Source organism: Methanolobus halotolerans (genome assembly GCF_004745425.1).
Taxonomy (GTDB): domain Archaea; phylum Halobacteriota; class Methanosarcinia; order Methanosarcinales; family Methanosarcinaceae; genus Methanolobus; species Methanolobus halotolerans.
This window is the reverse complement of record NZ_PGGK01000008.1, coordinates 101,118-111,414: the sequence shown is the minus strand read 5'-3', so window position 1 is coordinate 111,414 and position 10,297 is coordinate 101,118. Positions and strand designations below refer to the sequence as shown.

10 protein-coding genes are annotated in these 10,297 nt (G+C 43.9%); 6 read left to right on the top strand and 4 right to left on the bottom strand.

The window, feature by feature from the left end; all coding sequences use genetic code 11:
• A partial coding sequence (locus CUN85_RS08815) for a transposase (protein ID WP_135389954.1) occupies positions 1 to 365 on the top strand: 365 nt, incomplete at its 5' end.
• Between the two features lie 711 nt (positions 366 to 1,076).
• On the opposite strand, the gene CUN85_RS08810 is transcribed toward CUN85_RS08815, so the two are convergent.
• The 4 genes from CUN85_RS08810 to CUN85_RS08795 all read right to left on the bottom strand — a co-directional run bounded on the left by CUN85_RS08810 (position 1,077) and on the right by CUN85_RS08795 (position 4,904).
• On the bottom strand, positions 1,077 to 1,517 hold the full coding sequence (locus CUN85_RS08810; protein WP_135389953.1) for a pyridoxamine 5'-phosphate oxidase family protein: 441 nt from the start codon (positions 1,515 to 1,517) through the stop codon (positions 1,077 to 1,079).
• A gap of 82 nt (positions 1,518 to 1,599) precedes the next feature.
• Positions 1,600 to 2,448 (bottom strand): YihY/virulence factor BrkB family protein, encoded by an 849-nt coding sequence (locus tag CUN85_RS08805; protein ID WP_135389952.1) that lies wholly within the window; start codon positions 2,446 to 2,448, stop codon positions 1,600 to 1,602.
• Between the two features lie 543 nt (positions 2,449 to 2,991).
• Positions 2,992 to 3,399 carry a Mov34/MPN/PAD-1 family protein gene (locus tag CUN85_RS08800; RefSeq protein ID WP_205804401.1) on the bottom strand — a complete coding sequence of 136 codons (408 nt, stop codon included), beginning with the start codon at positions 3,397 to 3,399 and terminating at the stop codon, positions 2,992 to 2,994.
• A 74-nt stretch (positions 3,400 to 3,473) separates the two neighbouring features.
• Entirely contained in the window at positions 3,474 to 4,904 is a 1,431-nt protein-coding gene (locus CUN85_RS08795) for a DUF92 domain-containing protein (protein WP_135389951.1), read from the bottom strand.
• Positions 4,905 to 5,177: 273 nt separating this feature from the next.
• Here CUN85_RS08795 and CUN85_RS08790 point away from each other — a divergent pair, with 273 nt between their 5' ends.
• From CUN85_RS08790 to CUN85_RS08770, 5 genes are all read left to right on the top strand, one after another.
• A complete protein-coding gene (locus tag CUN85_RS08790; protein WP_135389950.1) occupies positions 5,178 to 5,729 on the top strand; it encodes a helix-turn-helix domain-containing protein in 552 nt (183 codons plus the stop codon).
• A gap of 13 nt (positions 5,730 to 5,742) precedes the next feature.
• On the top strand, positions 5,743 to 7,416 hold the full coding sequence (locus CUN85_RS08785; protein WP_135389949.1) for an AMP-binding protein: 1,674 nt from the start codon (positions 5,743 to 5,745) through the stop codon (positions 7,414 to 7,416).
• Between the two features lie 109 nt (positions 7,417 to 7,525).
• Positions 7,526 to 7,768, top strand: coding sequence for a 4Fe-4S dicluster domain-containing protein (locus CUN85_RS08780; RefSeq protein ID WP_135389948.1), 243 nt, complete (start codon positions 7,526 to 7,528; stop codon positions 7,766 to 7,768).
• 26 nt (positions 7,769 to 7,794) lie between these two features.
• The gene (locus CUN85_RS08775) at positions 7,795 to 8,856 is read left to right on the top strand and encodes a 3-methyl-2-oxobutanoate dehydrogenase subunit VorB (protein ID WP_135389947.1); all 1,062 of its coding nucleotides are present in this window, start codon (positions 7,795 to 7,797) and stop codon (positions 8,854 to 8,856) included.
• A 2-nt stretch (positions 8,857 to 8,858) separates the two neighbouring features.
• Positions 8,859 to 10,280: a 2-oxoacid:acceptor oxidoreductase family protein gene (locus CUN85_RS08770; RefSeq protein WP_135389946.1), complete on the top strand. Its 1,422-nt coding sequence runs from the start codon at positions 8,859 to 8,861 to the stop codon at positions 10,278 to 10,280.
• The last annotated feature ends 17 nt before the right edge of the window (positions 10,281 to 10,297 follow it).

Genomic DNA, 10,297 nt, shown 5'->3' with positions numbered 1-10,297 from the left:
ATAATCACCATTTCCTCGAAATAATGGAAGATATAAAGGTTCAGACTTATGGAAGACCAAGAACAAGACCATTAGAGGTACTGGCAGATCCGGCTTATGATGATGTGAAGATAAGGCAATATCTAAGGTCCAGAGCAATCAAAAGTAACATACCCATCAATATCAGGAACACTAAGAACAGAAAAAGAGGAAGACCTACAAGATTTGATTCTAAATCCTACCATAGAAGAGGGGCTATTGAACGATTTTTTGGATGGCTGAAGATGAGATTCAGAAGATTAGTAATCCGATATGAAAGACTTAATGTAGTGTTTAAAGGACTCTTAGATATTGCATGTTTCATGGTGTGTTGGAAAAAGCTATGAATGGAGTTTTGAAACCAGCTCAAAAAATGAATTCACAAAATTATCAAAATCCCTAACATTCGCAAAGGCCTGGTTTGAAAAATTCAAACCATATATAGAAAGTGTAATTGGTTGAGTTCAGGCCTATAAAATAAATGATATTATTTATTGTGATAACAGCCAAAATAAATAAAACATCTTCTCTAATATAATGATAATACGTGATAGAACCTCTGTTCTCCACAATTTTTGTATATTCGGAGATTCGTATATAGGATTTAAAAGCTTGCAGCATAGTTATTTTTTTGAAACTTTATATTAATGAACATAGAATATTGATTTTGATTTTGTTCGTACTTATTAGAATAGAATGATTAATCATGATGAATCTCAACAAACTATAAATACTATTGATACTAATAGTGTCATGATCAAACATGACAGAATACCAAGTTGACCACAGTGCTTCCAACTTTGCAACGCTGATAGTTTCTCTATTGGTCTCACTCTTCGTGTACTACTCATACCTGAGCTATCACGGAGTATTATAATTATCTTCTCTGTACCGCAAAAGCGTGTAGGATCGAGGACTACATGAATAGGCAAATGGATATTTACCATCCATTTGTTTTTACTTTTTAATCATTCGTTCATTGTAAAAAACAAATGTGCATACCCGGAACTGTGTATGCACATTTTAGATAAGTTCTCCTAATATAAATTGCTCTTTTTTCAATAAGTCTCTTCATCCCTGTGATTAAATCCTTTGGTGTAGTCAAGATAGTAAGCTTTTACAGGATCTACCTTGAAAAGGACATATTCATCATTTGATGGCATATCTGACATGAACGGATACTTCTCTGTCATCATACCCAATGCTTTATTCACTTCTTCCCTATCTGTTACAAGAGATGCTTTTCCCTCCATCTGGACCCCTTTTATCTCCATAACATTCACATCATCCTCGTCCACCGTGAATGCAACATTAGGATTATTCAGCATGTGAGAGACTTTATGGGTATTCTTATTTGTAGTAAAGTATACCTTAGACCCTTCAGATACATAGGCCATGGTGTGGACCATGGGTCTGCCTTCCTGGTCAACAGTCCCAAGGTTCAGCCAGTTGTGGCTGGAAAGGTAATTGGATATCTTCTTCCTTATTTCTTCAGACATTTCAAACCCCCGAATTTCTGAATGTTTCAATTAATAATACTAAGTTTCAGGTGATTTAAATATGCTTTGCAAGTAGTCTGCTTCATTTTGATGTTGCATTCCTGCTGTTATCATAATCAGCATACACCTTGGTGAATTCAGTCATAATAGTCACTATGATCGCAGTAATGTATATCCACAATAATATAGCTATCAGAGATCCAATACTTCCATAAACACTCGCCGGGTTGCTGAACATTAGATACAGGCTGAAAGCGTACTTGCCAAGCGTGATAAAGACAACGGTCAGGAAAGACCCTGCCAGGACATATTTCATGTCCAGCCTTGTTTCCGGAAGGACCCTGTAAAGGTAAACGAACAAAAGCATAATCACAAGGAAGTTGAGGATGGAGCTACTGTACTGGATCACATTTAAAGGCAGAGGGAATATGGACTGGAAACTGCGGGATATGTTCATAATTATAACTTCAAAGATAGTTGATAGCAGGATTATAAGAACAAATGCCAGTACTGCAAGTATTGCTGAGATTCTTTCAGATATGGACTTTTTATACCCCCCATAAGCCCTATCGACATTCCACATACCATTAATCGTTTTCTGAAACTGATTAAAAAGATTCCCTGAGGTCCACAGAAAAAGCAGGATACTTATGATCAGTCCCAGAGTAAGAGTACTTGTGTCCGGTATCTGCTGAAATAAAGAGTTCAATGTATCTATGGTGGCCTGGCCTGCAACATTTGAAACATAGTCTATGATCCTTTGCTGTAGGGCCTGATCACGTACGAACATACTTCCCAGTGATATCGTGAACAGAAGCAGAGCAGGTAAGCTCATTAAAAATATGAATGCAAGGGCAGCACTATCGGTCATTCCATCATAGTCGCTCCAGCGTCGATATGTTTGCACGGCTATTTCTTTGATCTTACTCATGTAATCCATTCCCTGTTCTAATTTGCTATTTAATACAATATACTTTTATGCATTACAGGTTAATGGTCTGACAAAAATCAACAGTAACTGTAAAAAACAGCAGCTTTGGAACTTATTTAATTTCTATGACCAAGCATTAAATCGGAAACCTTTTGTATGGGTGTTGCATCAAGGAGTTTGGATCTGGATAAAATGCATAAATAGTTAAGGATATTTATCCTAAAAACCCAAAATGTTCATAATATTGCAGTTAAGAAGATAAGGCGAGGCACCTGATAACCACCACGCTTATGGTGCCTCTTTCCTTGCGAATCCGGAATATCCCCATATTCCGAAAATTTAGTTTACTAACCCGCGGCTTTTCCCTAACCCGCAATTACCAGAATAGCTTATTTTTATTTAACCTGAACCCTTCTTAATCGGAGACCGGGTTATATAATTCAATGCCATTGAAAATTCAATCGTTTACTTACGAACAAAACTTGATTTTAAGCTTGCCTGATGCAATTTAACCTGATTATGGCACAGAATCTAACGATAAAATCAGAGTATATCATCATCTTCAATCTCAACATCAAGTACAGGTAGCTCCACAGGGTTCCCGCTGCCGTCATAACACTTCCAGTTGTTGCTTCCATATGGATGTCCTGCTATTATGTGTCGTGTCCCTGTCTTGCTGAACAACCGCAGGTCAGCTTTCGAGGGTCTTATGGCCGAACTCGGATGGCTGTGCACCGAACCTACGGCTGAGATATTTGGCATCATGAAAAGCTTCAGGACAGCGTTGATCTCGCTCGATTCTGTGCCCGGGAGAATAAGCACATCGGTTATTATACCGTCCTTTGCCTCAAGGAGCCCTGCAAACTCGTTAGGATAGGTTGATCTGCTGACCTCCAGAATAAAACCAAGGGTCTCCCTGGCGATGCCTTTTACCTCGATGTTCTTTTTCATTAATGAAGTATTGTCACGACCGCTTATAAGATTTTTTAAATTATCGGATCTGTTTTTCCGGGTAACAGGAGACCTCAGACAAATACCAGGTACAAAATGCCGGATATCAAAGCACCTGCAAAAGTTGCGACAAAATTGACCCCGCTATTTGAAAGCATACCTTTTTTCTGCAGGGTTGCGCCCAGCAGGCTGTCAACGTTTGTGCCCAGGAACCCACCTGCCGTGGTGATCAATATGACCATGGTGGCACCTTCAACCATCCCAAAAACAACTGGCAGTATCCCTATGATCATTGACCCCAGAATGGCTGCAAATTCCCCGAGAATTGTTACTGCCCCGTCAACTCCTGCATTTGCTGGCTTAAGAGTGGTTATCATGATAGGCTGGGTATGGGCAGTTGTACCGATTTCACTTGCAAGTGTGTCTCCGGTGGCAGTGGCAACCGTTCCAAGATATGCGAAGATTATCAGTTCTGCATATTGCGGATATATCCCGTAGCAGATGGCAAGTACGAGAGCGGCGGTGCTGTTACTGAATACATTCTCATAACTGCGTACTCCACCTTCAGACTGTGCAAGGCCGATGGATTTCTTGTACTTGTACTTGTACTTTGTAAAGACACCCCCAAGTATGAAAAATGTGAGCAGCAGGATGAACCAGAACACCTCACTAAAGACTATTATAAGGACACCAAGCAGTGCCGCACTGAAAAGTGCCGAAAGGTCGGCTATTCTGGTCCTGTAAGCAAAGTAACCGAGAACAAGGGAAAAAATAAGAGCTATGGACATCTGGGAAGGGGGTACTGAATATCCGAAAGAGTGAAACATCCACATGGCCATCCCAGATCCCAGCGGAACCGATATATTATCATCAACTCTTGAAGGGATGGATTCGAAAAGTGCACCTGTGATCGAACCAATTACAGCCACGAAAAATATCAGATTCCTGCTAGCGTTGATATCTCCCCAGCCAGCTATCCATGCTCCTGCCAAATAGGCTGTGACTATACCTACTCCTAACAGAACTATACTTGAAGGGAGCAGATAATTCTCCGTTTCATCACAGGAAGCGCCTTTATCTCCATTGATTTGAAGTTGTTTGCGGTGACGAATAAAAGTAGCTGCACTGCTACCGAAAGTGGATATCGCCATAGTCCCGCCGATCACATACAGCGGAAAAGAGAGTGATGTGAACTCAAGCAGAAGGCTGATCAGCAGGAGTATGGACAGTGACAGGGTCAGGTTCTGGGCGCTTCTGATACCGTCGTTAATACCGTCGGTAAGCATTTCCCTTGAACCGGGAAAAGGTCTCTTGTAAAGGTATTTTTCAATGGTGGGATATTCCCTGAAATGTCCCAATACGACCATAGTCAGCAGGCTGAATGCCAGAAGTGTCAGGGTGTTGAAGAGTGGGAATGCAAATATAAGCAGGCCGAAAGCTGCATGAATTATCTGTCGTCGGTATTCATGTTCCATCTTTTCCAGGCTCTCAAGGACTGCATGCATAAGGATCGTTTTGTTTTTGATTTAATGAGTACTTGATAAAAGTATAAATCAATATTGATTATTTAAGTATGTTCTCATCATGCTTTATTCTATGGTTTTATATAGGTTATTATTTATATATTTTGATACAAAATGAGTTTTTCAAAGGCACTTTGATACAAATTCATCACCAATTTCCAGGAAGATGAATATATTAAAATATGAAGAAATCTTAAAAAACCCGGATATTACAGGATAGTGCATCTGGACGGACCAATCTTTGAAGTGATAGATATGCAGGAAAAAATAAAAGAAATTGCATCCCGCGTCCGGGAATTACGTGAGATATGCGGCTTCTCACCCGGGAAGATGGCAGACCTTATAGGGATACCAGCCGACGTCTACAGGAAGTATGAGAATGCTGAGGAGGACTTTCCGGCAAGTGTCCTTTTTGAGATCGCACAGCATCTGAAGGTGGATATGACAGTATTACTCACAGGTGAAGATCCCCGGATGCATGTATTCACAGTTACCAGAAAGGACAGGGGCGTAAGTGTCGACAGGCGCAAGGACTACAAATACCAGAACCTTGCTGCTAATTTTATCCATAAGAAAGCTGAGCCTTTTGTGGTAAAAGTAGAACCAAAAGCAGAGGATTCATTATCAATGAACTCCCACCCCGGACAGGAGTTCGATTATGTACTTGAAGGCACACTGAAGGTAGTCATCCACAATAATGAAATAATCCTGGAGGAAGGCGATTCTATTTTCTTTGATTCCAATTACGCTCACGGGATGCAGGCAATAGGTGGAAGACCGGCCAGGTTCCTGGCAGTTATTTTATGATTCGGAGGAAAAAATGGCTTCATTACTTGACAGGTATGTATCACGTTCAGAGTTTGATTCATACGAAGATTTTAAAGAGAATTTCAGAATAAACATTCCGGATAACTTCAATTTTGTATATGATGTCGTTGATGTCTATGCAAAGGAGCAACCTGAGAAAAAAGCACTCGTCTGGTGCGATGACAGTGGTGAGGAAAAGATATTCAATTTCAAGGACCTTGCAGACTACAGTAATAAAACTGCAAATGTGTTCAGGAATTTAGGTGTCCGTAAGGGTGACAGCGTGATGCTCATGCTCAAAAGCAGGTATGAGTTCTGGTTCTGTCTCCTGGCACTGCACAGGATCGGTGCCATAGCTGTTCCTGCAACCCATATGCTAACTAAGAAGGACATCGTCTACAGGGTGGAGCACGGTGATATAAGTATGGTGATCTGTGCTCCCGACGCAGGTGTACTGGACTGTGTGGACGATGCCTCCGCTGAGGTAAGCTCAACTCTGAAGACAAGGGTAGCAGTCGGTATGAAGAGAGATGGATGGGTTTCCTTTGAAGATGAGATAGAGGCCGTATCAGCTGATTTCGCCCGTCCTGCCGGAGAAGAGGCAACAAGCAACGATGATATATTGCTGAATTATTTTTCTTCCGGTACAACAGGATTTCCGAAAATGGTGCTTCACAGGTTTACGTATCCTCTGGCCCATATCATTACCGCTAAGTACTGGCAGAATGTGACCGATGGTGGACTACACTACACTGTAGCCGATTCCGGATGGGCGAAATGTGTATGGGGAAAGATATACGGCCAGTGGATAGCAGGAAGCGCTGTTTTTGTCTATGACTATGAAAGATTTGCCGCTGACAGGATGCTGGACAATGCAACAAAATACGGTGTCACCACCTTCTGTGCCCCTCCGACGATCTACCGTTTTCTTATCAGGGAGGATCTGAGCAAGTATAATTTCAGCAGTCTGGAATACTGTGTGACCGCAGGAGAACCACTGAACCCTGAAGTGTATGAGAAGTTCCTGGAGATCACAGGTCTCAAACTCATGGAAGGTTTCGGGCAGACAGAAACCATCGTTACCCTGGCAACCTATCCCTGGGTCGAACCCAAGCCCGGCTCCATGGGAAAACCCTCTCCAGAGTACAGTATAGAACTGCTCAATGCAGAAGGCAAGCCGGCTGAGGTCGGTGAGGAGGGAGAGATAGTGATCGACACAAGTTCTGGTAATCCTCCCGGCATCTTCACCGGGTATGGCTCGGAGCCCGATAGGACCAAAGACGTGTGGCATGATGGTTACTACCACACAGGTGATATGGCATGGAAGGATGAGGACGGCTATTTCTGGTTCGTCGGAAGGGGCGATGATATTATAAAGACATCCGGTTACAGGGTGGGCCCCTTTGAAGTTGAAAGTGCCCTGATAGAACATCCTGCGGTACTGGAATGTGCTATAACAGGTGTTCCGGACCCTATAAGGGGTCAGGTCATCAAAGCTACCATAGTTCTCACAAAAGGCTATGCAGCAAGCGAGAAGCTTAAAAATGAGCTTCAGGACCATGTCAAGATAGTAACGGCTCCTTATAAGTATCCTCGTGTGATCGAATTTGTCACCGAGCTCCCAAAAACCATCAGCGGTAAAATAAGACGCGTGGAAATACGTGATCACGATAAAGTGTCAAAATGACTATATACATAAAATGCATTCCCGAACCGGCAAACAAATACCTTTTTCCAGGCTTATGGGTACTCTGTCCGGGAAATATTGTTTATGCTATTAGTGAGGTTACGATATTATGTCAGATCTTCAAGAAAATAAGGAGCCTTATCCGGTCATTAACATACTGGAATGCAAGGCTTGCGGGCGCTGTATTGCTGCTTGCCCGAAAGATCTCCTGCAATTAAGTGTCGATCTAAATGAAAGAGGTTACCGCTATGTGGAATATTCAGGCGGAAGTTGCACGGGTTGTGCAAACTGTTACTACACCTGCCCCGAGCCACTTGCAATAGAGATACACATTCCCTTAAAAGAAAAGTAAAAATCAGATTATCAAGGTGATCAAAAGTGGCAACACAATTGGTTAAAGGAAATACGGCGGCAATTATAGGTGCCCTTTATGCGGGGTGCGACTGTTATTTCGGCTATCCCATTACTCCGGCAAGTGAGATCCTTCAGGAAGCCTCCAGATATTTCCCACAGGTGGGAAGAAAGTTCGTGCAGGCTGAGTCAGAAGAAGCTGCCATCAATATGGTATACGGTGCCGCAGCAGCTGGTCACAGGGTCATGACAGCATCCTCTGGTCCTGGTATCAGCCTGAAGCAGGAAGGCATCTCGTATCTTGCAGGTTCAGAACTTCCCTGCGTAATAGTCGACATCATGCGAGCCGGTCCGGGACTTGGCAATATAGGTCCTGAACAGGGCGACTATAACCAGGTGGTAAAAGGTGGCGGTCATGGTAATTACAAGAATATTGTGCTTGCCCCGAACTCTGTTCAGGAGATGTGTGACATGGTTATCAAAGGATTTGACCTGGCTTTCAAGTACAGGAACCCTGTGTTCGTGCTGGCCGACGGTGTGCTGGGTCAGATGGTGGAATCCATCCAGTTCCCGGAGGCTGCAGTTCATCCCGGGATTGACACTTCATGGGCCGTAAGCGGAACCGCAGAAACAAGAAAGAACCTTGTATCATCTATATTCCTGGATTTCAACCTGCTTGAGGATTTCAACTATGCTATACAGGAAAAGTATGCGATAATCCAGGAGAAAGAGGTGGAATACGAAGATCATATGACCGAAGATGCCTCTATTATCCTCATATCCTACGGAATCAGCAGTCGCATATGCAGATCTGCTGTGGACCAGGCAAGGAAGAAAGGGATCAAGGTAGGTCTTTTCAGGCCAAAGACACTGTTTCCTTTCCCGAAGATGGAACTGAAGGCTATTGCCGATTCAAGGGATTGTAGTTTCGTTTCAGTGGAAATGAGCAATGGTCAGATGCTTGAAGATATACAGCTCGCAGTCGGGTCTGACAGGAAGGTGGAACTTGTGAACCGCATGGGCGGAAACCTCATTACTCTGGACCAGGTCATGGGCAAGATACGGGATATCGCTGCGAGGGAGGAGTGATCATGACTGAGAAGATAATTAGAAGTTCAGGTCTGTATCCTGAATTTCCGCGTAAGGGCGGTGCCGCGCCAACGGCAACTCATTATTGTCCGGGTTGCGGGCACGGGATTATCCATAAACTCATCGGTGAGGCAATGTCTGATCTTGAGATACAGGACCGCTCCATCATGATAAGCCCAGTTGGCTGTGCTGTCTTTGCATACTACTACTTTGACTGCGGTAACCTTCAGGTAGCTCATGGAAGGGCACCTGCGGTAGGAACAGGTGCTTCCAGGGCAGAAGATGACGCTGTTGTCATTGCCTATCAGGGAGACGGTGACCTTGCATCCATAGGCCTCAATGAGACGATGCAGGCTGCAAACCGTGGTGAGAAGATGGCAATCTTCTTTGTCAACAATACTGTTTTCGGTATGACTGGTGGACAGATGGCCCCGACAACGCTCATCGGAGAGAAGACAGTAACATGCCCTGAAGGAAGGGACCCCATGTCCACCGGATATCCGCTTCATATGTGCGAGATCCTGAACAACCTGAAGGCACCGGTCTTTATAGAACGGGTCTCTGTTTCAGATATATCTCATATCAGAAAAGCCAGAAAAGCTATCAAAAAGGCCCTTGAGATACAGCGCGACGGCAAAGGGTATGCCTTTGTGGAAATATTGTCCACCTGTCCTACCAACCTGCGGCAGGATGCAGAACAGAGCACCCGTTTTGTGAATGAGGAAATGGAAAAGGAATTCCCGCTTGGTAACTTCAGGGACCTTTCGGCAGAAACAGAACCACTGAAGAGAGGTAAGAGTGATTTTTCAAAGGCTGCCATTGACAGATTGTTCAACCTTGAGACGGAGTCCTCACCCGATGCCATACGTGACCCCGGATTCCCTGAGGTGCAGATAAAAGCTGCAGGTTTCGGGGGGCAGGGAGTGCTGAGCATGGGACTTACCATTGCGCATGCTGGCTGTGATGCAAGTCGTTTTGTTTCATGGTATCCTTCGTACGGGCCTGAGCAGCGTGGAGGCACTTCCAACTGCTCTGTGGTAATATCAGGTGGGTCCATCGGCTCCCCTGTGGTTTACACTTCGGATATCCTTGTGGCCATGAACAAGCCGTCTCTTGAGAAGTTCGCAGCTGATGTAAGGGAAGGCGGAGTTATCCTCTATGACTCAACCATAGGGGAATGTGATATTCCTGCAGGTGTCAGGGGAATAGCCGTACCTGCTGTCAGAATAGCACAGGAAGCAGGTTCCGTGAAAGCTGCAAATACCGTAATGCTTGGTGTGATGCTGGCACTTGGTGTTACAGGTCTTTCCGGGGAGAACTTCCGTTCCGCAATAGCAGAGACATTCTCCAAGAAACCAAAACTCATATCCCTGAACCACGATGTGCTGGAAGCTGCAGTAGCATGGGCAATGGAAAATGTATGATGTGTGTTCGGGCTTTG

What these genes read in the sequence shown, in the direction of transcription:
- CUN85_RS08810 (WP_135389953.1), bottom strand. Translation starts at nt 1,517, where the DNA reads ATGTCTGAAGAAATAAGGAAGAAGATATCCAATTACCTTTCCAGCCAC.
- CUN85_RS08805 (WP_135389952.1), bottom strand. Translation starts at nt 2,448, where the DNA reads ATGAGTAAGATCAAAGAAATAGCCGTGCAAACATATCGACGCTGGAGC.
- CUN85_RS08800 (WP_205804401.1), bottom strand. Translation starts at nt 3,399, where the DNA reads ATGAAAAAGAACATCGAGGTAAAAGGCATCGCCAGGGAGACCCTTGGT.
- CUN85_RS08795 (WP_135389951.1), bottom strand. Translation starts at nt 4,904, where the DNA reads ATGCATGCAGTCCTTGAGAGCCTGGAAAAGATGGAACATGAATACCGA.
- CUN85_RS08790 (WP_135389950.1), top strand. Translation starts at nt 5,178, where the DNA reads ATGCAGGAAAAAATAAAAGAAATTGCATCCCGCGTCCGGGAATTACGT.
- CUN85_RS08785 (WP_135389949.1), top strand. Translation starts at nt 5,743, where the DNA reads ATGGCTTCATTACTTGACAGGTATGTATCACGTTCAGAGTTTGATTCA.
- CUN85_RS08780 (WP_135389948.1), top strand. Translation starts at nt 7,526, where the DNA reads ATGTCAGATCTTCAAGAAAATAAGGAGCCTTATCCGGTCATTAACATA.
- CUN85_RS08770 (WP_135389946.1), top strand. Translation starts at nt 8,859, where the DNA reads ATGACTGAGAAGATAATTAGAAGTTCAGGTCTGTATCCTGAATTTCCG.